General features: G+C 65.4%; 21 protein-coding genes, 1 pseudogene and 1 riboswitch. Of the genes and pseudogenes, 13 read left to right on the top strand and 9 right to left on the bottom strand.

What is annotated here, in order from left to right; all coding sequences use genetic code 11:
- The 8 genes from ACVWYO_RS22680 to ACVWYO_RS22645 all read left to right on the top strand — a co-directional run bounded on the left by ACVWYO_RS22680 (position 1) and on the right by ACVWYO_RS22645 (position 7,934).
- The gene (locus ACVWYO_RS22680) at positions 1-1,452 is read left to right on the top strand and encodes an NAD(P)(+) transhydrogenase (Re/Si-specific) subunit beta (RefSeq protein ID WP_457354388.1); all 1,452 of its coding nucleotides are present in this window, start codon (positions 1-3) and stop codon (positions 1,450-1,452) included.
- 35 nt (positions 1,453-1,487) lie between these two features.
- Entirely contained in the window at positions 1,488-2,219 is a 732-nt protein-coding gene (locus tag ACVWYO_RS22675; RefSeq protein WP_457354701.1) for a TorF family putative porin, read from the top strand.
- A gap of 44 nt (positions 2,220-2,263) precedes the next feature.
- Positions 2,264-3,358 (top strand): zinc-dependent alcohol dehydrogenase, encoded by a 1,095-nt coding sequence (locus tag ACVWYO_RS22670; RefSeq protein ID WP_457355126.1) that lies wholly within the window; start codon positions 2,264-2,266, stop codon positions 3,356-3,358.
- Positions 3,359-3,473: 115 nt separating this feature from the next.
- The gene (locus ACVWYO_RS22665; RefSeq protein ID WP_457354699.1) at positions 3,474-4,622 is read left to right on the top strand and encodes an alkene reductase; all 1,149 of its coding nucleotides are present in this window, start codon (positions 3,474-3,476) and stop codon (positions 4,620-4,622) included.
- 231 nt (positions 4,623-4,853) lie between these two features.
- Positions 4,854-5,627: a PRC-barrel domain-containing protein gene (locus ACVWYO_RS22660; protein WP_457354697.1), complete on the top strand. Its 774-nt coding sequence runs from the start codon at positions 4,854-4,856 to the stop codon at positions 5,625-5,627.
- A 236-nt stretch (positions 5,628-5,863) separates the two neighbouring features.
- Positions 5,864-5,995, top strand: a complete 132-nt coding sequence (locus ACVWYO_RS22655) for a hypothetical protein (RefSeq protein WP_457354695.1) — start codon at positions 5,864-5,866, stop codon at positions 5,993-5,995.
- A gap of 9 nt (positions 5,996-6,004) precedes the next feature.
- Positions 6,005-6,937 carry an IS5 family transposase gene (locus tag ACVWYO_RS22650; RefSeq protein WP_457354693.1) on the top strand — a complete coding sequence of 311 codons (933 nt, stop codon included), beginning with the start codon at positions 6,005-6,007 and terminating at the stop codon, positions 6,935-6,937.
- 208 nt (positions 6,938-7,145) lie between these two features.
- Entirely contained in the window at positions 7,146-7,934 is a 789-nt protein-coding gene (locus tag ACVWYO_RS22645) for a hypothetical protein (protein ID WP_457354691.1), read from the top strand.
- Positions 7,935-8,058: 124 nt separating this feature from the next.
- Here ACVWYO_RS22645 and ACVWYO_RS22640 read toward each other — a convergent pair whose 3' ends face one another.
- Entirely contained in the window at positions 8,059-8,415 is a 357-nt protein-coding gene (locus ACVWYO_RS22640; RefSeq protein WP_457354689.1) for a hypothetical protein, read from the bottom strand.
- A 4-nt stretch (positions 8,416-8,419) separates the two neighbouring features.
- The gene (locus ACVWYO_RS22635) at positions 8,420-9,913 is read right to left on the bottom strand and encodes a L,D-transpeptidase family protein (protein WP_457354687.1); all 1,494 of its coding nucleotides are present in this window, start codon (positions 9,911-9,913) and stop codon (positions 8,420-8,422) included.
- Positions 9,914-10,303: 390 nt separating this feature from the next.
- Between ACVWYO_RS22635 and ACVWYO_RS22630 the strand changes: the two genes are divergently transcribed.
- Positions 10,304-11,161 carry a serine hydrolase gene (locus tag ACVWYO_RS22630; protein WP_457354685.1) on the top strand — a complete coding sequence of 286 codons (858 nt, stop codon included), beginning with the start codon at positions 10,304-10,306 and terminating at the stop codon, positions 11,159-11,161.
- 171 nt (positions 11,162-11,332) lie between these two features.
- Here the strand turns inward: ACVWYO_RS22630 and ACVWYO_RS22625 are convergent, their stop codons facing one another.
- Both ACVWYO_RS22625 and ACVWYO_RS22620 read right to left on the bottom strand, forming a co-directional pair.
- Entirely contained in the window at positions 11,333-12,691 is a 1,359-nt protein-coding gene (locus ACVWYO_RS22625; protein WP_457354683.1) for a voltage-gated chloride channel family protein, read from the bottom strand.
- Positions 12,692-12,714: 23 nt separating this feature from the next.
- Positions 12,715-12,791, bottom strand: a riboswitch (Fluoride riboswitch).
- A gap of 468 nt (positions 12,792-13,259) precedes the next feature.
- Positions 13,260-13,985 (bottom strand): annotated as a pseudogene (locus ACVWYO_RS22620) (LysR family transcriptional regulator); the annotation flags it as partial.
- 187 nt (positions 13,986-14,172) lie between these two features.
- On the opposite strand from ACVWYO_RS22620, the gene ACVWYO_RS22615 reads away from it, so the two are divergent.
- Genes ACVWYO_RS22615 through ACVWYO_RS22600 form a run of 4 tightly spaced genes read left to right on the top strand, consistent with a single transcriptional unit; the run spans position 14,173 to position 20,752 of the window.
- Positions 14,173-17,196 carry a TonB-dependent receptor plug domain-containing protein gene (locus ACVWYO_RS22615; protein ID WP_457354681.1) on the top strand — a complete coding sequence of 1,008 codons (3,024 nt, stop codon included), beginning with the start codon at positions 14,173-14,175 and terminating at the stop codon, positions 17,194-17,196.
- Positions 17,196-18,299, top strand: a complete 1,104-nt coding sequence (locus ACVWYO_RS22610; protein ID WP_457354679.1) for a nucleoside hydrolase — start codon at positions 17,196-17,198, stop codon at positions 18,297-18,299. Before ACVWYO_RS22615 ends, ACVWYO_RS22610 begins: the two co-directional genes overlap by 1 nt.
- A 3-nt stretch (positions 18,300-18,302) precedes the next feature.
- Complete coding sequence (locus tag ACVWYO_RS22605) at positions 18,303-19,631, top strand: NCS2 family permease (protein ID WP_457354677.1); 1,329 nt, start codon at positions 18,303-18,305, stop codon at positions 19,629-19,631.
- Positions 19,632-19,636: 5 nt separating this feature from the next.
- Positions 19,637-20,752, top strand: coding sequence for an adenosine deaminase family protein (locus ACVWYO_RS22600; RefSeq protein ID WP_457354675.1), 1,116 nt, complete (start codon positions 19,637-19,639; stop codon positions 20,750-20,752).
- A gap of 36 nt (positions 20,753-20,788) precedes the next feature.
- On the opposite strand, the gene ACVWYO_RS22595 is transcribed toward ACVWYO_RS22600, so the two are convergent.
- The 5 genes from ACVWYO_RS22595 to ACVWYO_RS22575 all read right to left on the bottom strand — a co-directional run bounded on the left by ACVWYO_RS22595 (position 20,789) and on the right by ACVWYO_RS22575 (position 25,236).
- Positions 20,789-21,250 (bottom strand): hypothetical protein, encoded by a 462-nt coding sequence (locus ACVWYO_RS22595; protein ID WP_457354673.1) that lies wholly within the window; start codon positions 21,248-21,250, stop codon positions 20,789-20,791.
- A gap of 64 nt (positions 21,251-21,314) precedes the next feature.
- A complete protein-coding gene (locus tag ACVWYO_RS22590) occupies positions 21,315-21,998 on the bottom strand; it encodes a cytochrome b/b6 domain-containing protein (protein WP_457354671.1) in 684 nt (227 codons plus the stop codon).
- Between the two features lie 7 nt (positions 21,999-22,005).
- Positions 22,006-22,488 (bottom strand): c-type cytochrome, encoded by a 483-nt coding sequence (locus ACVWYO_RS22585; RefSeq protein WP_457354669.1) that lies wholly within the window; start codon positions 22,486-22,488, stop codon positions 22,006-22,008.
- A 29-nt stretch (positions 22,489-22,517) separates the two neighbouring features.
- Positions 22,518-23,891, bottom strand: coding sequence for an ankyrin repeat domain-containing protein (locus ACVWYO_RS22580; protein WP_457354667.1), 1,374 nt, complete (start codon positions 23,889-23,891; stop codon positions 22,518-22,520).
- 4 nt (positions 23,892-23,895) lie between these two features.
- Positions 23,896-25,236: a DUF1552 domain-containing protein gene (locus tag ACVWYO_RS22575; RefSeq protein ID WP_457354665.1), complete on the bottom strand. Its 1,341-nt coding sequence runs from the start codon at positions 25,234-25,236 to the stop codon at positions 23,896-23,898.
- Positions 25,237-25,246: the final 10 nt, after the last annotated feature.

Here is a 25,246-nt window from a genome sequence, read left to right as displayed (position 1 = left end):
ATGATCGCCGTCGTTTCCCAAATCGCGATCGGCGCGACCGATCTGGTCGCGGCCTTCCTGTTCCTGTTCGGGCTCAAGCGCATGTCATCGCCCGCGACCGCCGCCTCGGGCATCCGCGTTGCAGGCATCGGCATGGTTGCGGCGGTCCTGGTCAGCTTCCTCTATGCCTTCACGATCGACGTTGCGGCGCGCCCGCATCTGATCGTCAACCTCGTGCTCGCCGTCGTCGCACTCGCGATCGGTGGTGGCTTTGCATGGATCGTCGGCCGCAAGGTCGCGATGACCGCCATGCCGCAGATGGTGGCGATCTATAACGGCATGGGCGGCGGAGCGGCGGGGGGCATCGCTGCGGTCGAACTGTTCGGGAACCGGGCGGTCGGGAGCACGCACCTCATCGTGACGTTGCTCGGCGCGTTGATCGGCGCGGTCTCGATGTCGGGGTCGGTGATCGCCTGGGCCAAGCTTCAGGGCGTGCTCGGCAATCCGCTGCGGTTCGGCGGCCAGCGCGCCCTGAACGGCGTCGTGTTCATTGCCGCGCTCGCGATCGGTGGCTGGATGGTGTTCACCGCGCTCAGCGGCGTGGCACCGGTGCTGCCCGCCGCCACCTGGATCCTGATCTTCTTCGGCCTCGCTTTGACGTTCGGCATCCTGATGACTTTGCCGATCGGCGGCGCGGACATGCCGGTGGTGATCTCGATCTACAACGCCTTCACCGGGCTCGCGGTCGGGTTCGAAGGCTATGTCCTCGGCAATCCCGCACTGATGATCGCCGGCATGGTGGTCGGTGCGGCCGGCCTGCTCCTCACGCTGCTGATGGCGAAGGCGATGAACCGCTCGGTCGCCAACGTGCTCTTCTCCAACTTCGGGGAGGTTGCCGCCAAGGGGAAGGCGGGCGCGGTCACCGGCACGGAGCGCGAAACGCAGGCATCCGATGCGGGCATCCAGATGCGCTACGCCAGCAGCGTCATCATCGTGCCGGGCTATGGTCTGGCCGCCGCGCAGGGGCAGCAGAAGCTCTACGAGTTCGTCAAGCTGCTGCTCGCCGCCAAGGTACAGGTCCGCTTCGCGATCCATCCTGTCGCCGGCAGAATGCCGGGACAGATGGACGTGCTGCTGGCCGAAGCCGGCGTGCCCTATGACCTGATATTCCAGCTCGACGACATCAACGACGACTTCGCCACCACCGACGTCGTGCTGGTGATCGGCGCCAACGACGTCGTGAATCCGGCGGCGCGCACCGACAAATCCTCGCCGATCTTCGGTATGCCGATCCTCAACGCGGACATGGCCCAACAGGTTTACGTCATCAAGCGCGGGCAGGGCAAAGGCTATTCCGGCATCGTCAACGCGCTGTTCTACAAACCGAATTGCGACATGGTCTATGGCGATGCGCAGGCCGTGCTGATCAAGATGATCGAGGCCGTGCGCGGTCTCGGGGCGGCGGCGGCATGATCGCCAGCACGTCAGGGACGCGCGCGCTCGGGCGTATGGCTTTATTCTTCGCAGCCCTCGCGATGCTAGCAGGCGGCGCATCCACGGCGCAGGCGCAAGTGCGCGGCGCCGACACCGCGATCGTGATGCCTGAACAGGCGAACGTGTCAATGCCGCCGCCGGTGCTGAGCGTCAGCGTAACCGGCGCGTCGGACTACATCTTTCGGGGCGTGAGCCAGACGGAAAACGGTCCCGCCGTCTTCGCGGGTGCCAAGATCAGCTACGATCATTTCTACGTCGCTGCAGGCGGAGAGAATGTCGATTTTCGGAACGGCATTGAAGTCGAATATGACCTGTCCGCCGGATGGGCCTCCTCGCTGGCCGGTTTCGACGTCGATGTAGGGGCGATCCGCTACGGCTATATCGGCGCGCCGACCGGCGTCTCGATCGATACGACCGAACTTCGCGGCTCGGTCTCGCGGACCTTCGGCGCGATCAAAGTTGGTGGTGCGGTCAACTACGCCTTCGAGTATTTCGGCAGCAAGCGGCCCGGCACCTATTTCGAGGGTAACGCAGGCTACAGCTTCACACCCAAATTGACGGTGAGTGGTGCGGTTGGCCGGCAGCAGATCGACGCGGGCAACAGCTACACGACCTGGAACGCCGGCGCTGGCTATGCCTTCAACAGGCATATCGCCGTCGGTCTTCGCTACACCGATACCGACACGCACGACCTCGGCAGGCTCTACCGCAGCCATCTGGTCGCCTCGGCAAAGCTCGGATTCTGAGCTCCATCTGCGCAATCATCCCCCCAACTAAGGAACGCGTCATGATCCCCAAGACAATGCACGCCGCTGTCGTCACCACCTTCGGCAAACCGTTGGAACTGCAGGAATGCGCTGTCCACTTGCCCGGGCCCGGCCAGATCCTCGTCAAAACAGAGGCTTGCGGGGTCTGCCACACCGACCTTCATGCGGCAAAGGGTGACTGGCCGCTGAAACCAACGCCGCCGTTTATTCCAGGGCACGAGGCGATTGGCATCGTCGTTGCGCTCGGCGCGGGGGTCACGATCGTAAAGGAAGGCGATCGGGTCGGCGTGCCTTGGCTCTATTCCGCGTGCGGTCACTGCGAATATTGCCTGTCGGCATGGGAGACCGTGTGTGCCGAAGCAAAATTCGGCGGCTATACCCAGAATGGCGGCTTTGCCGAGTATGTGCTCGCTGACCCGAATTACGTCGCCCATATCCCCAAGGAATTAAGCCCGACCGAGGCGGCCCCGCTGATCTGCGCCGGGATCACGACCTACAAGGGCATCAAGGAAACCGAAGCCCGCCCGGGCGAATGGATCGCCATTTCTGGGTGCGGCGGCCTTGGCCATCTCGCGATCCAATATGCAAAGGTGATGGGCCTGCACGTCTGCGCGGTCGACATCGATGACGGGAAGCTCGCCCATGCGACGCGGCTCGGCGCCGATATGGTCATCAACGCCCGGACGCAGAACCCAGGCGAGGTGCTCAAGACAGCGATCGGTGGCGGCGCGCATGGCGTGCTGATCACGGCGCCATCGTTGCCGGCGTTCAAGCAGGGGATCGAGATGACGCGCAAGCGGGGCACTTGCGCGCTCGTCGGTCTTCCGCCGGGCGAATTCCCCACGCCGTTGTTCGATGTCGTTGCGAATTGCATCACCATCCGCGGGTCGTTCGTCGGCACCCGGAAAGACATGGCCGAGTGCCTGCAATTTGCGGCCGAAGGCAAGGTCAAGGCAGATATCGAACTGCAGCCGCTCGCATCGATCAACACGATCTTCGAGCGGCTCGAAAATGGCGACGTGCCGTCTCGCGTGGTGCTCGATTTCACCGACACGAAAAGCGACAAAATCGCCGATGAAGGCAGGGCGACGAAGCCAGCCGTCCCTGTCCACGCCTGATCCGATACGACCCAGTCGGCCGCAATGCGCGCCCGACTGGGTCGTATCGGCATGTTGCCTAACGGCCGCACCGACTGTGATTCACACAATGGCCAAACAGGCCCGGAGATGAGTTTTGTCCCGAACGTATCAGCACCGTAAACCCGATGCTCTATTTGAACCTGCCGACGTTGGTGCCCTTCGCCTGGCCAATCGCATCGTGATGGCGCCGTTGACCCGTAACCGCGCTGGCCCAGGCCTTGTGCCCAGCCCGTTCGCCGCCGAATATTATAGTCAGCGCGCATCCGCAGGCCTGATCATCGCCGAAGCGACGCAGATCTCCGCGCAGGCGCAAGGCTATTCCGGCACTCCGGGCTGTTACACCGACGCGCAGGTCGCCGGCTGGCGAACGGTAACCGATGCGGTCCACGCCAAAGGCGGCAAGATCGTCGTACAGCTCTGGCATACCGGGCGGGTGTCGCACACGAGCTTTCAGAAGGATGGCCAGGCACCCGTTGGTCCCTCCGCGATCCGGGCCAACACCAAGACGTTTGTAGCCGGGAAAGGCTTTGTCGATTGCTCAACGCCTCGGGCACTCGCGCTGGAGGAACTGCCGGGCATCGTTGAGGACTTCCGATATGCATCGACACGCGCGCTCGAAGCGGGTTTTGACGGTGTCGAGTTGCACGGCGCCCACGGCTATCTGCTCGACGCCTTCCTGCGCGATGGTACGAACCACAGGACGGACGCCTATGGCGGATCGATCGAGAACCGGGCACGACTATTACTTGAGGTGACCGAGGCTTGCGCGAACGCAATCGGCGCAGACCGGCTTGGCGTTCGGATCTCACCGGTCTCGACGGCAGGGGACTCTCATGACAGCGACCCCCAGCCGCTGTTTGAACATGTCGTCGATCGGCTCAACCCCCTTGGTCTGGCCTATGTGCATGTGGTCGAAGGAGAAACCGGTGGGGCGAGAGACAGCCTCCCATTTGATTATGCTGCGCTGCGCGATCGCTTCGAAGGCGTTTGGATGGTCAACAATGGCTATGACCGCCAGATGGCGAGCGACGCCGTTGCCAGCGGCTGCGTGGATCTGGTTTCTTTAGGCCGGCTGTTCCTCGCCAATCCGGATCTGGTGGAGCGTTTCAGAAAAGGCGCAGCGCTCAACCCGCTGATGGAACCGGCGACCTTCTATGGCGGTGGTGCCCATGGATACACCGACTATCCGACACTCGATGATCTTGAGGGGCCAAGCGTGCCAGCGCCGAGTCTGTGTGCGTGAATCTGACCGGCGAGAGCCGGTGTTGCAGGTCTCGTCCATTGGAGCTCGGCTCGGCAGCCTTGATTACGTGCTCCCGTGACGAGTGGAGACGCGTCCCGCAATGGTCTTGGTGCTGTCAGCCCGTCTAACGCTTTGCCGACGCGCACAGTGAGTAGATTCCGGCCCTGCCCACGCCGGATCGCTCGGGATTATGATCTCACTTCGCTGTCCTGAACCCCTGAGAGGCCTGATATGCTGAGACATACTTCGAAGATCGGTGGTTATACCGTTGGCGCAAGCGATGGCCAAATCGGCTCGGTGACCGACTTTCTGTTTGACGAGCTTTCCTGGCGGGTTCGCTGGCTGGTCGTCGACACCGGGACCTTCCTGCCGGGCCGCAAGGTGCTGCTTCCCCCGTCAGCGCTCAGCCATGTCAATCACATCGGCCATCAACTGGCGGTCAACCTGACCAGGCAGCAGGTGAAGGACAGCCCGGACATCCAATCCGACGAGCCGGTCTCGGGTCAGATCGAAACCGATCTCTACGATTATTACGGCTGGAGCCCGTATTGGTACACCGGCTTTTACATGGGCGGATACGGTTGCGCTGGAGGCCCTTTTGCCCCCAATAGCCCTGGATTTCGCTCACGCGAGCCCAGCGCAGAAGATTCAGATCGCGCCCGCGGCGACAGACATCTGCGCAGTGTGAAAGAGGTGACAGGCTACCATATTCACGCACGAGATGGTGAGATTGGGCACGTTGCCGACTTTCTGCTCGAAGACGGGGACTGGAGCGTTCGCTATCTGGTCGTGGACACGCGCAACTGGTGGCCAGGAAAGAAGGTTCTGATCTCGCCGCGCTCCATTCAATCGACGAGCTGGTCGGACCGAATGGTGAACCTCGATGTTGACCGCGAGAAGGTCAAACACAGTCCCGCGTATGACGGATCAGAGGCCATCGACCGCGCTTACGAGTATCAGTACCACGGCTATTATGATGGCCGACGGGTCCCTGAGCCGGTCTGATATCATTCGGCTGGAATTTGTACGGTTGGATGCATGGTCGGCTTACCGCGCTCGACCACGAGCGGGACGGTGGTAGCCACCTCCTGAAGCGTTGCGGCCTGGCCACGACTGGCTGGGCTGCTGCCTCAGCAAGAGCCGCGGCACGTTCGCGCAACCAGATCTGCGAGCGGTCGAACAGACGGGCAGGGCGAAGCTCGCGACGATAACGCGACGGGCCGTAGCGCGAGAACCGTGTCGTGAGCACGACTGACGCCTGGGATCCTCGCGAACCGGTCCGCTTTATTTCCAAGGAAATCGACATGACACTCCCGATCGGCTTTGTTGCAAAACTGATGGCGGGGATTCACGCAGGGAATCGAGCGGTATAGATAGGCGTAATGCCCAAACCTGCCGCACCTGTGTATCGTACGACGAACTGGCCTGAGTATAATGCGGCGCTGAAGCGGCGTGGGTCGCTGGAAATATGGTTTGATCCGGATATGCACTGGCTTTCGAAGCCGTGTGGTCGCCCTGGTCGCCCGATGCGGTTTTCAGACAGCGCGATAGAGCTGTGCCTGACGCTGAAGACGCTGTTCAACCTGCCTTTGCGGCAAGTGACGGGGTTGGTTTCGAGCCTGATCAAAATGGCGGGGCTGGATTGGTCGGTGCCGGATTATACGACGCTGTGCCGACGGCAGAAGACGTTGAAGGTCAACCTCGGCGGGCGGATCAGCTCGGGCGGACTGCACCTGCTGGTCGACAGCACCGGGATCAAAATGACGGGAGAAGGCGAGTGGAAGACGCGCAAACACGGACCGTCCTACCGTCGCCAGTGGCGCAAGGTGCATCTCGGGATTGATGCTGGGACGCTGGATATCCGGGCCATTGAGGTCACGACGAATGCCATTGGTGACGCACCGACGCTGCCCGTTCTCCTGGCGCAAATTCCCGGAGACGAGCGGATACTCAGCGTCGGCGGAGATGGCGCTTATGATACCAGGGACTGCCATGCCGCTATTGCCGGGCGCGGTGCCGATGCGGTCATCCCGGTCCGCCGCAACGGGCAACCATGGGCAGAAGGCGGTCCCGGCGTCGATGCACGCAATGGAGCGCTACGCGCGACAAAGCGGCTTGGTCGCGCAATCTGGAAAAAGTGGAGCGGCTATCATCGCCGCAGTCTGGTCGAGACCAAAATGCACTGCTTCAAACTCCTGGGCCAGCGCGTTGTCGCCCGCACCTTCGATCGTCAGATTACCGAGCTCAAAGTCCGTGCTGCAATTCTCAATCGGTTCTCCGAAATAGGAACGCCGGTGACCGTCCGCATCCAATAACATCTTCAAGTAAAACGTCGGTCATGCTCTCGCGTAATTATGCAACAAAGCCTCATCAAGGCGTGCGCTAAACGCGCGACGTTTTTCCGGTTGTCATCCGGCTGCGGCTGCAACCCAGTTCGGGATTGCGGTCGCTCGACCTAGGACGTAAGTCGAATCTGGGTCGCCCTAGTATAAAAGTCACCATCTTTTGACAGGGGGAAATTCGATGAATCGGTTCAACGTCGCTTTTATCGGACTGCTATGTACGGTCGCCACGCCAGCTCTAGCGAAGAGCGCGATCGATGGAACATGGAAGGCCGATACCACCACCGCCAAGTTGTCGACCAAGCCGGACATCTTCGTCATCAAGGATGGGGTGTACGACTGCATTTCGTGCTCGCCGCCTTACAAGATCGCCGCCGATGGGAAAGTACATCCCGTCGCGGACCGCGATTACTGGGATGCTGGGTCGGTCGCCGTGATCGACGCCAATACCCTTCAATGGGAACGGTATCGCAAGGGCGCTTCGGTGAGCACGACCAAGATTGCAGTGTCGGCAGACGGAAATACACTGACGTTCGTTTCCGTCTCAGCCGACAATGCGCTCGGCAAATCCGTAACCAGTTCCAGCCGGGCAAAACGCGTCGGACCCGCCCCGGCCGGGGCGCACGCTTCGAGCGGTTCGTGGGTCGGAATCAATGATGGCGCTCAGATCGCAGAGGAAAACCTCATCGCGACCATGAGCATGGTCGGCGATATGGTAACGATGAAATTGGGGACGGGCGAGCATTACGCGGCAAAGCTCGACGGGCCGCAAGTGCCGTTCGTCGGAGATAAAGCGAATGCGATGGTTGCCTTGAAACGGGCGGGCGCTGGATTCGTCGAGACCGACTATGTCGGCGGTACAGCGATCGGCAGCTACACATATCTACCGCAAGACGCGACGACGATGATCCTGAAGGCCGTCAATATAAAGGCTGGGACGACCGACGAGTTCACGCTCAAGAAGCAATAGGCGAGGGCGGGGGCGCTAGACGCCCCCGCCGAATCCGAAAACTGGCATGCAACGGTGCATCGAGCCGCTGTCCTCATGCCTATACGAACAGGTCTACGGGCTGATCGGACGATGGCCGGTTGCGCTAGTTGGACTCGGTCTGCTCGGTCGGAGCGGCCTGGTTTGACGGATCGCCACGGGTTGTGCGTGCCGTCATACCGGTGGCCGAGGCGTCATCCATCAGTTGTTCATCTGGTGCCGGCGGGGGCGCCTTTTCCGGCAACGCAGCCGTCATGTTGGTGTCGGCGGTCGGTGTCGGTTCGGGATCGGGTGCGCGGGTCTCCGGCGCCGCCGGCAGGGCTTCGTCGGCTGGTTCCGGGCGCGTCTCGGCATAATTGTCGTCGTGCGTCGGCGCCTCGGTCGATTGCGAACAAGCGCCGAGCGCGGCGATCAGCAGCACTGCGGTAAGGGCGAGGGGGAATTTACTGGTCATCGTCGTCATCTCCTCAGCGCGCCGCAAGGGCTTGGCGCGCGGACCGTGCCGCAATCTTGGTCGCCAGCGTTCCGTCCCAGGTATAGGGGTCATTCCGGAAACTGACCTGGCCGTCCGCGGTCGCAAACGCCGTCCAGTACAGCAGATAGACCGCGACGGGCGCCGCCAGCTTCGCGCGCACCGTCTTGCCCGCGCTGACCGTCGCATCGATCGCGTCCGCCGACCAGTCGGGCGTGCCGTCGAGCAGCCGCTTGGCGAGGTCGCCCGGCTTTTCCAGCCGGACGCAGCCATGGCTCGCCAACCGGTCGAAGCGCGCGAACCCCGCCTGCGCCGGCGTGTCGTGCAGGTAGACGGCGAACGGGTTGGCGAAATCGAACTTGTACTTGCCCAGCGCACTATGATCGGACGCTTGCTGGAGCCGCTTGCCGCCATCGCCGGTATCGATCACGCGGAAGCCATGCTGCGCGAGATAGCCGGGGTGCGCCTTTTCCTTGGGCCACAGCTCGCGCCCAGCGATCGTCGATGGCACGTTCCACGGCGGATTGAGCACGATGCTGTGGATCTGCGAGGTCAGCATCGGCGTCTCGGCGCCGGGGCGCCCGGTCACCGCCTTCATCGACATGACCGGCACGTCGCCGTCGAACAGCGTCAGCACCGCGGCGGCGATGTTCACCTGGACGCGGTTCTTTGCGAGTTCGGGCGGCAGCCAGCGCCAGCGCTCCATGTTCGCCTTGATCTGACGAAGCCGCGCATCGACCGGCACGTTGAGCGCGGCGAGCGTTTGCGCCGCGACGATTCCCGTCGGATTGAGCCCGTAGCGCCGTTGCGCGCGACGCACCGCGTCGACAAGCGCGGCGTCGAAGCGATCGCCCGCCGGCGTTACTTGCGGATCTTCGAGCGCGAGGCGCTGACGCAGCGCGGAAACGCGTGCGCCGGTGTTGCCGAGCGTCAGGTCGGGCCCTGCGGTGAGCGGCTCCCAGCCGCCCGCAGCCGCGATCGTCCGATACCGCGCAAGCGCGGCAACCAGCGCATCATAGCCTGCATAGGGTGGCGGCAGCGAAGCGATCCAGGCGGCGAGACGGTCGTGCTCGACCGCGGCCTTGAAGGCCGGCAGCGGGTCGTATGCCACGGGCCGCATCGCCCAGTCCTTATCGAAATCGGCTTCGGCAAGCCGGCCGGCATGAACCGCATGGGCATGGTCCAGCGCGGCTCGGACAAGACTGTCGTTGTCGAGGGTCTCGCTCGACTCTGTGTCGGCGAGACCCTGTGCCACGATGTCCTTACGAAGCAGAAGCGCAAGGGCGCTGGCTTGGGCCGGACTGAGCTGCGGCAGCGGGGCGGATGGCGCTGTCTGGACGATCGGTGCAGGCATCGGCAGATCGCTGTTCGATGGTGCATCTTGCGCCATGGCAGGCGGCGCAACCAGCAAGGCCGCCAAAGCAAGGCAGCGCGTTGTGCGCGATCCGTGGCGGGACAAGAAGGGGGGCTTGCGATGCGTCTGTGTCATGAGCGCTGCCCTACACCCCGTCGCCGCCGACTGCATCGGTTATCTGGCGGTCTTGTCGTTGTTTGCGATGGAGGGCGGCGCCTGCGAGAAACTTCGCCATCGGGCTGTGCCGGGTACGAAACCGATCAGACGCTCAGGTCGATCGTGTCCGACCCCAACATACGTGTCATTCTTTCGCCATGTCGAGCGGGCATGCCTTGCCGCATACCAAGCGAGGTAATTGGGGGGGCGGCAAAATTCGATGAGATCGAGGACGCTTTACGGTTTAGCCGTGGACGGGCTCCGGCGCGGTCCGCTACTCGCATTGCACGGGTACGCGCACACCGCGTGTTCAGTCTTGTCGGTTTAGAGTGAGCCGAGCCGCTTAACGACAACGCTCAAGGATTATCGATGCGCGTGCCTCTGCTTTCCCGCCTGCTGCTCTCCGGTCTCGCCGCAAGCTTCCTCGTTCCGGCACCGGCGTCGGCAAGCTCTGCCGAGCTGATCGGGCTCGAGCGCGAGCTCAGCCGGCTGGTGGCGGAACGCTCGGGTGAATATGGCATCGCCGCGCTCGACCTTCGCGATGGCTCGAGCGTCGCCATCAACGGCAATACGCCGTTTCCGATGGCCAGTACGGTCAAGCTCGCCATTGCTGCCGCCTACCTCGCCGAGGTCGATCAAGGTCGACGCCGCCTCGACGAGACGATTTCCGCCCGTCCTGCTGCGAAGGTACTCGAGCTCATGATTGTTCGCAGTGACAACCAGGCGGCCGACCAGGTGCTCGCTGCGCTTGGCGGACCGGTCACGGTCCAGCAGTGGCTGTCGTCGCACGCGATAACCGGCATCCGGGTCGACCGAACCATCGCGCAACTGCTTCGAGAGCGCGGCCATCTGGCGGACAGCCGGGATGTCGCCACGCCGACAGCCATGGTCGCGCTCTTGTACAAATTGACCAACGGCACCGTCCTGACGCCGCAAAGCAGCGCCTATCTCTTCGAATTGATGCGGCGATGCGAGACCGGTACGCGCCGCATTCGCGCACTGCTCCCGACCGGTACCCTGGTCGAGGATAAGACCGGCACGCTTGACGGTGTCACGAACGATGTGGGGTTCATTACCATGCCTGACGGCCACCGCGTGGCCGTCGCGGTGTTCGCTCGAGGCGGTCGCGATCGGCAGCCGGGCATCGCTGCGGTCGCACGCGTCATTTACGATCGGTTTGCCGATAGTGCGCGCAACGCCCTCGCTGTCTTCATGCGGATGCGGTGATCTGACGCTGTTTGATTGCGCGCTGGTGATTACGCGCAGGTCGCGATGCCCGAACGCCGGGAAAATGCGTCACGCGCGAGCCCAGTCAACGGCTGGATGCGTGGCCAGGATCGAGCGCAGTTTCACGTTTCTGCTGCCAAGCGCATGCTCCGGCTTCGATGGTGGTGGGGGTTAAGGACGGGCGCGACGGCGCGATGCACGATGGGTCCGGGCATCGCGCAGGGTCGCGTTCGGCTCAAGGCCATCCCCACGGACCTTGGGCACGGCGACACGCTGCGACAGGTAGATGCCGTTGTGTCCTGAGCAGAGGTAGGCCACGAAGCAGGCGACCGCGATCGGGACCGCATAGGCCGCGCCGAACAGCTCGATCCCCATGAAGGTGCAGGCGAGCGGTGTGTTGGCCGCGCCAGCGAACAGCGCGACGAAACCAAGCGCGGCGAACACGCCGGTCGGTACGCCGAACATAGGGGCGAGGGCGTTGCCGAGCGCTGCGCCGATGAAGAACAGCGGTGTTACCTCACCCCCCTTGAAACCTGCGCTCAGCGTGATGACGGTGAACACCAGCTTCAGCGCCCAGCTCCACGGATGCGTGTCGGGGCCGAAGAAGCTGAAGAGGGTGAGGCCGTCCGGCGTCGCCGCCAGCGTGCCCAAGCCAAGGTAATCGCGCGTGCCGACCAGATGGACCAGGGCAATGACCGCGAGCCCCCCGACAACGGGGCGCAACGGACCATAGGGTACGATCCGCTTGAGCCATCCGCCGAGCGCATGATTGGCTTCGGCGAAGGCAAGACCGGCCAACCCGAACGCCACGCCGGCGATGCCCGCCTTGACGACGAGCAGCGCATCGACCGGCACCAGCGCATCGATCCGATACACGCCGTGGTGGATGCCCCAGGCAAGGCAGGTCCAGTCCCCGACCAGCGCCGCGACCAGGCACGGCACCAGCGCGCGATATTCGATGCGCCCGATCGCCAGCACCTCCAGCGCGAACACCGCGCCAGCGATGGGCGTGCCGAACACGGCACCGAACCCGGCCGCAATCCCGGTCATCAGCAGAACCCGGGTACGCTCGGCATCGAGCTTCAGGGCGCGGCCGAAGCCGCTCGCAAGGCTACCGCCGAGCTGGACGGCGGTGCCTTCGCGCCCGGCCGATCCGCCGCACAGATGGGTCACCACCGTGCCCAGGAAGATCAGCGGCGCCATGCGCCACGGCACGCCGCCCCCCGGCTCGTGGATCTGCTCGACGATCAGGTTATTGCCGCCCTCCACCGAACGCCCGGTCAGATGATAGAGCAGTCCAACCGCAAAGCCTCCAACGGGCAGCAGGTACAGAAGCCACGGCCAGGCGAACCGCACCCTTGTCACGGCGTCGAGGCTCCACAGAAAGGCGGCGCACAACGTGCCGACCGCGGCTGCCATCGGCATCAGGATCAGCGCCCAGCGCAGTACCGATGCGGCATGGCCGTGCCGGTTGCGGACGAACGCCGACAGGGTCAAGTCGTCGAAGAGATTGCGAAAAGTTGCGCGCACGATTCCTCCTTGCTGCCTTGCGGCGCCTGGTAGGAATCATCGGCCCCTGCGAGGGCGGTTCGGCCGAATGGCCCGGCGGAAATCCATCGCCGTTGCCGCAGACATGGCGTTCGAACGCGATTTCGTCAACGGGCGCGGTCTCATCATCGTCGCGCTTCACCATCGTTTTCCGGATCGTCCGCTTCTCTGTGCCTCGGTGCGTCGACGCGGGTGCGTGCCGCAAAGTCCTGCCTGCAGGCCGATACCGACAATCCGCTCGGACACGACCTGGGCGTACGGCCCGGCGCCCATGAGGCCCATATCGGCACCACGCCTCTTCGTGCGTGTGCGCTAGGTGCGGATTGAACCCATCAACGCCGCGCCGAGCCCTACGCAGATGTCGCGCGCGAACTGGGCGCCCGCCGGGTGTTCGGCCGCAAGCCCCCGACGTGACAACAGGACCAGCCGGCGCACGATCCGGGGTTTCACGAGCGGTACGAGGGCTACGCCGTCCCACCCGAGCCCCATCGTATAAAGCCGCCGGCATGATTCCCACCGCCAGACCGGCCCGCACGAGTCCGAACAGCGAATCGACCTGATCGACACGATAGCGCGCCGACGGGGTGAGGTTATTCTGGCGCATCGCGGCCGATGTGACCTCGCCAATGCTGCCGCCCCCGAAATGGACGATCTCATTCCCACCAAGGTCGCGCCACGATATGGCCTTGGCCGCTGCGAAGGCGTGGTTGGTCGGTACGACCAGCAGCAGCGCGTCTTCGATCAGGGGGATCGACTCAAGGGTCGGCTCCTCGACCGGGTGGACCCCGACGACGAGATCCAGCATCCCGCTGTGCAATTGCTGTAGCAAGCTGTCGCTCTTGCCGTCGCACAACGTGACGTCGATCGGCTCGGTCGATCGTGCCTTGAACGCCGCGAGCTGGCTCGCGACTGCGGGTATCGCCGATGGGATCGCGCCCATCCGGACGATGGTGCGTTGGCGCACCGCCGCTTCGGCCATGTCCGAAAAAGCATTGTCGGCGGTGATCAGCAAACGCCGAACATGCGGCAGCAAGGCGGCTCCGACATCGGTGAGCGCGACGCGATGGGTGGTTCGGTCGAACAGCGTCAAATCGAGCAGCGCTTCGATCTGTCGGATCGCTGCACTGAGCGCGGGTTGGGAAACGGCCATCCGCTCGGCCGCGCGGCTGAAATTGGCACCGTCCGCCAGCTCGGCGAAGAATCGCAATTGCCGCAGGGAAATCGCCTGCAGGCGTGTTGCGAGGTGGGCGCCGGTTGGTCGGCCGTCGGAGCTCATGCCGGATGAATTGCGCAGGTTTCGGTTATAAGCAACATTTATGAATGTATAAAGACGATGGCTTTCCACTTAATGCCCAAGCGGGCTAGCTTTCGAGTCGCTTCAGCATTCCAAGGTGCGAAGCACGCCAGAAAATATGTCGGGGGAGGGCGCTGACAGGCAGTCACAGACCAAAAGGGGGTCCGTCATGCCATCTGCTCGCCACTCGGCCAATCGTCTCTCGCCCCGCGGCTTTTCGCGCCTGACGCCGACTGGCGCGTCTTTGACGACCGCGTGGTTGCTCGCGCTGGCGGCCGGGTCGATCCAGCCCGCGCTCGCGCAACAGGCCCCGACGCTGCCGCAAGACGCACCCACCGACGCCAATGGCGCGGCCCCGAGCAACGGCGGCGATATCGTCGTCACCGGATCGCGCATCCGCTCGCCCAACGCCACCAGCGTCAGCGCGATCACGACCGTCAGCGGCCAGGAAATCCTCAATCGCGGCGCAACCCGGATCGAGGATCTGATCAACACGCTGCCGCAAGCCTATGCCGATCAGGGCGGTGGCAACCGGGGCGGCACGGTCGGCGCGAGTGGTACGGCGACGATCAACCTGCGCAATCTCGGCAACCAGCGCACGCTGGTGCTGATCGACGGGCGGCGCCTGATGCAGGGCGACCCCGCGCGATCGGCGGCGCAGGCGGCCGACATCAACAACGTCCCCGCGGCACTGGTCGACCGGATCGACGTGGTGACCGGCGGCGCGTCGGCGGTCTATGGATCGGACGCGATCGCGGGCGTTGTCAATTTCGTGCTCAAGAAGAATTTCGACGGGTTTCAGGCGGATGCGCAGGCCGGCCTGTTCACGCACGACAATCGCAATCCGATCTCCAGTGTCGCACGCGCGGCGGGCCAGCCCGTCATCAGCGGGCAGACGATCGATGGCGGCCAGCAGAGCGTCTCGCTGACCTTCGGCAAGAATTTCGACGACGGGCGCGGCAACGTGACCGCCTTTGCCAGCTATCGCCAGATCGCCGGCGTCGGCACCGCCGATCGCGATTTCTCGACCTGCAATCTCGCGGCGAGCGCTGCAGGCTATAGCTGCTCGCTGTCGAGCACGACCTATCCGGCGCAGTTCCAGCTGACCAATCCGACGACGGGCGCGGTCCGCGGCAGCTACACGCTCGATTCGACGACCGGAAACTCGCTCCGCACCTATCGCACCAGCGACGGTTTCAGCAACGGGCCGACCTATGACGCGCAGGCCCCCGACAAGCGGATCAACGCCGACATCTTTGCGCATTACAAGATCTCGGACGCGGTCGAAGTCTATGGGCAATTCATGTTCATGCGCGACGAAGCGGATATCCGCATTTCGCCGACGGGGGTTTTCACCGTCGCCGAGAAGATCAACTGCAACAATCCGTACCTCTCGGCCTCCGAGGTAAACCTCATCTGCACCTCGGTCGGGCTCACCCCGGCGCAGAGCGCGACGGTCAACGTCTCGTTCCGCGATGCGCTCGCGGGCTCGCGGCATGATTATACCAATCACACATCGTATCAGGGCGTGCTCGGGCTGCGCGGCGATTTCGCCGGCAACTGGCATTACGACGCCTATGCACAATATGGCCGCACCGAGTACGATTCGACGACGATCAACGAGATCTCGCTCGCCAAGTTCGCCAACGCGCTGCAGGCGGTGAATGTCGGCGGGCAGATCGTCTGCGCTTCGGCCGCGACCAATCCGTCGTGCGTGCCGATCAACCTGTTCGCGGTGAACGGCATCACCGACAGCGCGCGGGCCTATGTCGAGAACACCGTCCACCGCACCGGCTACACGCAGGAGTTCATCGCCAGCGGGTCGGTCTCGGGCAATCTCGGCTTTGGCAGCCCGCTCGCCAGCCATCCGATCGGCGTCGCGATCGGCGCCGAATATCGCGACGAGAAACTGAACTTCCAGCCCGATAATTTCTACAGCAGCAGGGACGTCGCGGGCAATTCGGGCGGCGAATTCCCGGCAATGGGGTCGTTCAACGTCAAGGAAGTCTATGGCGAAGTGCGCGTGCCGCTGATCGAGGCGCGGCCGTTCTTCCACAGCCTGAGCGCGGAAGGCGGCATCCGCTACTCCAACTACAGCACCGCCGGCGACACGATCGCTTTCAAGGCCGGTGCGGAATGGTCGCCGGTCCGCGACCTGCGCCTGCGCGGCAGCTTCCAGCGGGCGGTGCGCGCGCCGAACCTGACCGAATTGTTCGGCCCGCAGCGCGGCACGACCGCCAGCATCACCGATCCGTGCGAGGGCACCGCGCCCAAGGCGACCGCCGCACAATGCGCATTGTCGGGCGTGACGGCGGTCCAGTATCGCAACATCGCCCCTGCGGCGGGTCAGCAATCGGGCGCGCGCGTTGGCGGCAACCCCGATTTGAAGCCCGAAGTCGCCTATACCAAGTCGTTCGGTGCCGAACTCACGCCGCGCTTCCTGCGCGGGGTCACGATCGGCGTCGATTATTTCGACATCAAGGTGAAGAAGCTGATCAGCACCGTGGCGCCGTCGATCATCCTCAACCAGTGCATCGCGACCGGCGTCGCCTGCGACCTGATCGTGCGCAATCCCGCGACCGGATCGCTGGTCAATAGCGGCTATGTGGTGACGACCTATGTCAACGCCGGCTATCTGCAGACCAGCGGCATCGATTTCACCGCCACCGCGTCGCAGCAATTGGGCGATATCTTCGGCGGGCATCTCGGCCGCGTGGACCTCAATTTCGGTGGGACGCGTACCGAGAAATATGCGGTGCAGGTGCTCCCCGGTGCCCCGGTCTATCGCTGCGACGGCTATTTCGGCACGACCTGTGGCCAGCCGATCCCGCACTGGCGGCATCGCTTGCTGGTCAACTGGACGTCGCCGCAGGGCGGGTTCAGCGTCGGCGGGACGTGGCGCTATATCGGGCCGACCAAGAACGACAAATCGAGCAGCGCGACGTACCTGACCGGCACCTATTTCGCCTATGATGCGCGGCTCGGCGCGACGAGCTATTTCGACCTGACCGCCGCGGTCAATGTCGGCAAGCGCTTCACGCTGCGCGGCGGGGTCAACAATCTGCTCGACCGCGATCCGCCGCTGACCGCCAGCGCCGCCTCGACCGGGCAGACCTCCAACGGCGCGTTCTTCGCTGGCATGTACGACTCGCTCGGACGCTATGTGTTCGCCGGCGTGACGGCGCGCTTCTGATGCGCACGCCTTTCCTCGTGCTCGCAGCGCTGCTCGCCTCAACCCCGCTCCCGGTGATGGCGCAATCGGCGCCCGCCGCGCCTGCCAAAGACGCGGCGAGCGCGGGGAAGGTGTCGATCTTCTTCGACAACGATTTCCTGGGGCCGGGGCAGAGCAACATCCAGGCGCTGATCCCGCTGCTGCGCGACGAGCGCGTCGATCTCGTCGGGATCGGCGTCGTCACCGGCGATGCGTGGCTGCGCGAGGAACTGGCGCACACGCTGCGCTTTCTCGAAATCGCGGGGCGCGGCGATGTCCCGGTTGTTGCCGGCGCCGAGATGCCATTGCTCCGCACCCAGGGCGAGATGCGCAACTGGGAAGCGCGTTACGGTGCGATCCCGTGGAAGGGCGCGTGGAACGCGGTAAAGCCGGGCCGCACCTATCATCCCGATGATCCCGCGATCGTCCCGCCGCTCGCCGAAGGGCCGCCGAAACTGAAGGCAGCGCGCGAGGATGCGGTCGGCTTCCTGATCCGTCAGGTGCGCGCGCATCCACACCAGATCACGATCGTCACCGCCGGGCCGCTCACCGATATCGCGCTCGCGGTTCGGATCGCACCCGATCTGCCTGCGCTCGCCAAGGAGATCGTGATCGAGGGGGGCGGGATCGACAGCGCGCTCGCGCGCGTCACCGGCAACACCGATTATGCGACCGACTTCAATTTCCTGTTCGATCCCGAGGCCGCGCACATCGTGCTGACCGCGGCATGGCCCAAGGTCACCGTGCTCGGCAACGTCACCGGATCGGTCAAGGTGACGCCCGAGCTTGCCACCAGGATCGGCGCGGCGGGCACGCCGGTCGCGCGCTATTTCGACAGCTATGCCAAGCGGGGACAGCCGATGTGGGACGAGATCGTCAGCGCCGTCGCGGTCGATCGCACGCTGGTGACGCAGGAGATCGTCGTGCGGATGGACGTCGATCTGCTGCCGGGCGCGACCTACGGCCAGGCGCAGATCTGGAACGCGAAGTTCGCGCCCAATGCCGGGGAGCGCGACGTCCACTTGGTGCAGGCGATCGATACCACGCGCTTCCTCGACCGCTTTACCGCGCAAGCGACCCGCTAGGCGATGCGGACGACCTTTCCCGCGGCGCTCGATCGCCGTTTCGATATCACCGCGCGCGGCAGCACCGTCGGGCGCGAAGTGGCCGCCGGGCTCACCACCTTCCTCGCCGCGGCCTATCTCATCGCGGTTATCCCCTCGCTCCTGGCGAGCGGTGGCATGGAGCGGGGTGCGGCGACGACCGCGGTGCTGCTGCTGCTGGCCGCGGGCAGCATCGCGATGGGCCTGTATGCCAATCTGCCGTTCATCGTCGGGCCGGGGATCGGCGGCTCGGCGCTGCTCGGCGCGACGCTGGCGCATATGCCGGGCATCGGCTGGCAGACCGGGCTCGGGATCGCGCTGATCTCTGGCCTGCTGTTCCTCGTGCTGACGCTGTCGGGCGCGCGCGAGATCGTGGTGCGGCTCGTGCCGTTGCCGATCAAGCTCGGCCTCGGCGCGTCGATCGGCATGTTCATCGCGATGCTCGGGTTTCGCGACGCCGGGATGGTCACGGTCAATGCCAAGACCAACGCGCTGGCGCTCGCCGATCTCACGCAGGCGGGGCCGGTGATGGCGCTGGTCGGGCTTGCCGTCGCGCTGGCGATGAGCGCGCGGCGCTGGCCCGGGGCGGTGATCGCGGGGATCGTCGTTGCGGCGCTGGTCGGCATCCCGCTCGGCGTCACGCATTTCGGCGGCGCGCCGCTGTCCTTGCCGCACGGGATCGGCGCGATCGCGGGCAAGGCGGATCCGCTCGCCGCGCTCACGCTCGCCGCCTTCCCCTATATGTTCGCCTTCTTCGCCGCCGAGTTCTTCTCGACGCTCGGCACGACGCTGGCGATCGGCGCCAAGGCCGGGCTGACCGATGCCGCGGGCAATCTGCCCGGCATCCGCAAGCCGTTCCTGGTCGATGCGATCGCCGCGACCGTCGGCCCGCTGATCGGCATCCCGGCTGCGACCGCCCTGATCGAGTCCGCCGCCGGCGTCGAAGCGGGCGGCCGCACCGGCCTGACGCCGATCATTGCGGCATTGTGCTTCCTGCTGTGCCTGGCGGTGTTGCCGCTTGCCATGGCGGTGCCGCGGCAGGCGACGGCGCCGGCGTTGATCCTGATCGGCATCGCGATGCTCGCGACGATCCGCAAGCTGCCGGGGGATGATCCAACCGAGCTCTTCGCGCCGATCGCGATGGTGCTGGTCACGTTGATCGCCAACAGCTTCGGCACCGGGATCGCGGCGGGGATTCTGCTGTACGTCGCGGTCGAGTTCCTCGCCGGACGAATCCGCCGGGTGCCGATCGGGCTGATCGTGCTGGCGATCCCGCTCGCTTACTACCTTTACGCTGCCTTCAAGCCCCATTGAGATTTATGTCGCTGACCCACACCCGGCCGTCGATCGGCCATGTTCCCTCGTCGCCGCTCGACCGTGTCGCGGGCGACGCGTTGCGCGGCTTCTTCGCCGCGATGCCCAAAGCCGAGCTGCATTGTCACCTGCTCGGCGCGGTACGGCGTGAGACGTTTACCGATCTCGTCGCCGAGCACAGCGCGCCGCTGAGCGCCGAGGACATCGCCTCCTTCTACGAACGCGGCGAGAAGCCCGTCGGCGTCTTGCGCGTGCTGCGTGCGCTCGAACAGCATCTGCTGCTGGCGCCCGACAATTTCCGGCGGATCGCGTACGAATATCTCGCCAGCGCCGCTGCCGAGAATGTCCGCCACGCCGAATTCTTCTGGAACCCGACCGCGAGCTTGCGGACGTCGGGCTTACGCTATCCCGAGATGCAGGCGGCGATCGTGGCGGGGATGCGCGATGCGCAGACCGATTACGGCATCACGTCCGTCCTGATCCCGAGCATCGACCGCGAGGCATCGCCGGCCGAGGCGGTGGCGATGGTCGAGGCGATGCTCGCTGCGCGCGACGCGCGGGTCGGCGGGATCGGCATCGATTATGGCGAGATTGACCGCCCGCCGGAATTGTTCGCGGACGCCTTCGCACTCGCCCGCCGTGCGGGCTTACGCGCGACGGCGCATGCGGGGGAGTTCGGCACCTCGTGGCGCAACGTGGCGACCGCGGTCGACGTGCTGGGCGTCGACCGGGTCGATCATGGCTACACGATCGTCGACAATCCCGATCTCGCGCAGCGCTATGCCGATCGCGGGATCGTCTTCACCGTCGTCCCGACCAATTCCTATTACATGCGCACGCTCGCGCCGGATCGCTGGGCGCTCGATCATCCGATCCGGCGGATGGCCGAACTGGGGCTGCGCTTGCATCCCAACACCGACGATCCGACGCTCCACGCGGTCAGCCCGGCGGGAGCATGGGAATTGATGTATACGCATCTGGGCTTCGAGCTGCCCGCCTTGCGCGCGATGATGCTGAACGGGATCGACGGCGCGTGGATGGCGGATGCCGTCAAAGCGCAATGGAAACGCGAATGGGGCGCCGCCTTCGACGAAAGGTCGGCAGAGGTACTGCGCAGCTAGAGAGGCCGGCTCGACATGGCGTCGTGGCAGACGCCGCTACAGCACCGCTGCAAGGCTTCGGGCCTGCTCGAGATCCTTCGGCCGGCCGAACGTGACAAGCATCGCCTGCAGCTCGGCCTTCTCAGGGACGAACACGACCGCGCCATCGACCGCGATCGCTTGACGCGTCGTCGGCTGCACCGGCAGCCATTCCCCGCCCGACCGGCGCTGAAAGTCGGCCATGAACTCGACCGGCAGGATCGTGCCCGGCCACGTTCCGAAGATGCTCGACCGGAAGGTCGCATGGGCCGAACCGGCCCGAACCGCGACGCCGATCGTCGGCAGGATGCGTTTGGCATCGGCAATGCTCAGCAGCACGTCCACGTCCGCCACGTGTCCTGGATCGGCGCCGTGAAGCGCGACGGCGGCGCTGGCGATGATCCACCAGGGGTCATTCGCCTGGCCCATGATGGTGCCGACCGCGGTCAGCGATGCCGAGAGGGCCGGGTTGATTGCCATTGGCGATGAATAGCAGACCGCCTTCAAGCAAACGATCGGATTTCGGAGGAGCGATGGTCCCCGCTTAGAAGCGAAAGCCACGCGCGACCGCGAGCGCGATGAGGCCTGCGCCGATAACGCCGAGCACGGCCTTCAACGCCCAGGCGCGAGCCGGCTCCGGCGCCGCGATCGTCGCGCTCGCGCGTCCGCGACCGGTGATCATCGGGCCGATCAGGTTCTTGCGCCGGTGCAGGTGATAGAAGGCGATCGCGAGCACGTGCAGCGCAACGAGCGCAAGCAGCGCGTTGAAGATCCAGTGATGGATCTCGGCCGCGAGCCGCCCCTGGTCGAAACTCACATAGTCCGCGAGCGGACCCGATTCGAGCCCGTCGACGTCAATCGCGAACAGCCCGGCGAGCACCATCGCGCTAAGCGTCGCGAGCATCGCGACGACGCTCCATCCGCCGATCGGGGTATGCCCTGGTACGCTCGGCGCCTTGGCGCGCAGCGCGGTGAGCACCGCGCGCGGCCCCCGAACGAACTGGCCGAAGCGCGCTGTCGGGCTGCCGACCACGCCCCAGTAGAGCCGGAACAGCAGCAGCGCGAGAATCGTAAAGCCCGACAGCCGATGCCAGTCCATCAGATGCTGCGACCCGCTCCACCACGAAAAGCCGAGCAGGCCGACGAGCAGCCAATGGAACAGCCGTATCGGCACGTCCCAGATGCGCACTTTGGTCTCGGCACTCTCGCGGAGGTCGCGGGCGAGCATCGGCGCGTCAGGTGTTCGAGCGGAACTGGCGATGGCAGCCGCCGCACACCGCGCCGGTCGCCTTTGCCTGCGCGCCGATCGCCGCGGCATCGCCGCTGTTCGCGACCGTGACGAGCGTGTCGGCGGCGGTGACGAGCTTGGCCATCTGCGCGTCGAAGGTCGCGCGGTCGGTCCAGATGTTGGGCAGCGCGTCGGTCTTGACGCCGGGCGCTGGACCGCTGCCGGCGGGGAACAGCTTGCCCTGCGCCCGCGCGTTCTCGGCGATCGTCTGCGCGGCGGCGACCATCGTCGCCTTGACCGGCGCGCCGCTCTTCAGCTGGTCGTTGAGCGCCTTCATCGCGCCGCCCATCTTCTTGAAGCCCGCGACGCGCGTGGCGATCACGGCGTCGGTCGACGGGCCCGCACCGGCGGCGAGCGATCCTGCCAGCACCGTCGCGCACAGCGCACCGGTGGCGAGCGACACAGTCTTGAAGGTACGCAGTTTAAGCATCGCGAATATCCATGACTAAAAGGGGACGATCAATTCTGTGCCGTGGCCGGCAGCTTCTGCCTGTGTCCCGCATCTGCGAGTTTCACGCCAGTGCGATCGGGAAAATGTTCGTGAAAAACCGCTTTGACCTCCGACAGGCCACCATCTGCCATTTGAGCGGGCGTCGTGCCGCGGCGGTTGGCGATATCGGCGCGCGCGCCGCGTGCGGCGAGCAGCTGCAGCATCGCGCCAAGCTCGGGCTGCATCCCGCCGCCGACCAGCACGTGGAGCGCGGTATTGCCACTGGCGTCGGCGACGTTCGGGTCGGGCGCGAGCAGAAAAGCGAGCGTCAGCGCGGCAGCGCTACCGCCGCGCGCCGACGCGAGCAGGACAGTGGTGCCGTTCGCCGCGACGAAATGCGGGTCTGCCCCGGCTGCGAGGAGCAGCGTCATCGCCGCGGCCTGGCCGTTTGCCGCGGCGAGCAGCAGCGGCGGGGTGGGGGGCACGGCGGTCGGTGGCACGCCGAAATTGGCCTCGGTCACCCAGGTGATCCCCGATTGCCCGGTGAGGCCATTGGGATCGGCGCCCTTGGCGAGCAAGGCTCTGATGAGGTCGAGGTCCCCCGCGGCGGCGGCGATGTGGAGCGGCTGCTTGCCCTCGCGGTCGCGCTCGCTCAGGTCGGCGCCACGTGACACTAGCAGCGTCGCCACTGCGTAGCGCTTTTGATAGCCGGCGAGCTGGAGCGGACTGGTCTGCTCGGGCCCGCGATAGTCTGCGCGCGCACCCGCCGCTAGCAGGGCATCGGTCGCCGCCACGTCGCCGCTCTTGATTGCGAAGAACAGCGGCGTGAAGCCCGCCTTCGACACGCGATTGGAATCCGCGCCCGCCTTGAGCAGTAGCGCGACCGCCTCGCGCCGGCCGGCGGCCGCGGCCCACATCAGCGGCGTCTGGCCGCGCGCGTCGAGCGCGTCGGGCGTTGCGCCGTGCGCCAGCATCCACGCCACCGCCTCGACCGGCCCGTAGCGCGCGCAGATCGCAAGCGGGGTCACGCCGTCGGTGCGCGTCGTCCGCAGCGGGGCCCCGGCGTCGAGGATCCTGGTGACGATCGCGGCATTGCCGAGCTCGCAAGCGAGGTCGAGCGGCGAGACGCCGTCGCTGTCTGCGACACCCGGCGTCGCGCCGCGGTCGAGCAGCAGGGCGACCATCTCGGCGTTCTGCGTGTCGACCGCCCAGCCGAGCGGCGTCGCACCGAACGCGAGGCGGCGGTTGACGTCGGCATGGTGGGCCAGCGCGGCGCGTGCGCCACCCACGTCATTGGCGCGGATTGCAGCGCCGAGCGCCGCGTCGGCGTCGGTCGCGGGCGGGCTTGCCTGTGCCGTGCCGCACCCGACCAGGCACGCGATGGCGAGCAACAGCCGAGGCATCCGCTCAACCATTGGCGAGCGCCGCGAGCGGCCCGCTGCTGTCGCCGAACGTCGTGATCGGCACGTCGAGCACGTTGAGCGCCGCGAGCAGCAGGTTCGACGCGCTGGTCTTCTTCTCGACCACGATATGCCGGTCGCCCTTCACCAGTCCGCCCGCGACGATGATCGGCAGATCCATGAAATCATGCTCGTTGGGGTCGCCGAACGCCGAGCCGCGCAGCACCAGCGTCCGGTCGAGCAGACTGCCCTCGCCATCCTTCGCCGCCGCCATCCGGTCGAGATAATAGGCGAAATACTCCATGTGATGGCGGTTGATCCGCGACAGCTTGGCGATCTTGGCGGGGTCGTGGCCGTGATGGCTGAGCATGTGGTGCGAATCGGGCACGCCGATTTCGGGATAGGTGCGGTTGCTCAGCTCGCGCCCGATCATGAAGCTGCCGACGCGCGTGATGTCGGCCTGCATCGCCAGCACCTGCAAGTCGATCATCATCCGGACATGCGTGTCGAACGAATCGGGGATGCCGCCGGGGCGCTCGAGCCCGTTCGCCTCGGGGCCACCGCCCGAGGTCACCGTGCGCTGGATGCGGCGTTCGATGTCGCGCGTCGCCTCGAGATAATCGGCGAGCTTGTGCTTGTCCTCGGCGCCGAGCCGCCCGGCAAGCCGCGCGGTATCGTCGCGCACGAAATCGAGCATGCTCGTCTGGCGGCGGAGCTGGGCGAGGCGGCTCTTCGCATCGAGCGCCTCGCCGTCGCCGAACAGCCGCTCGAACACGTCGCGTGGATTGACCGTCACGGGCATCGGCACCGTCGCGTTGCGCCACGAAATGCCGTTGGTGTAGGCGCAGCTGTAATTGATGTCGCAGCTGCCGAGCAGGCTCGGCTGATCGATTCCGAGCTCGAGCGAACTGAGCTGCGTCGCGTCGCCGAGATGGTTGGCATAGACCTGATCGGCCGAGATGCCGCAGCGGATGTCGGTGCCCTCGGTCTGCTTGACGTGGACGCCGGTGAGGAACGCCGGACACGACCGGCCATGCCCCGCGGGCCGGTCGCCCATCGCCGCGGCGCTTGGATGCCCCAGGCCGCTGATCACCGAAACGTAGCGGCGGTGCGGTGCCAACGGTTCCAACGTCGGGGGCAGCGTGAGGCCGCCGCCCGCAGCGCTCGGCTGGAAGCCCTCCATCATCATGCCGTTGGGCGAATAGAACACCTGCAGCCGCTTGGGGCGTGACGCCAGATCGGCCGCCTTGGCCGCGGGCATCATCGCCTCGAGGAACGGCAGCGCGATCATCGTGCCGAGCCCGCGCAGCATCGTACGCCTTGCCATCGGTGCGCGCAGGACGATCATGCCGGCCTCC

This window comes from Sphingomonas sp. UYP23, from assembly GCF_054059235.1.
The sequence above is the reverse complement of the archived record's forward strand: the minus strand, read 5'-3'. Positions and strand labels throughout refer to the sequence as shown.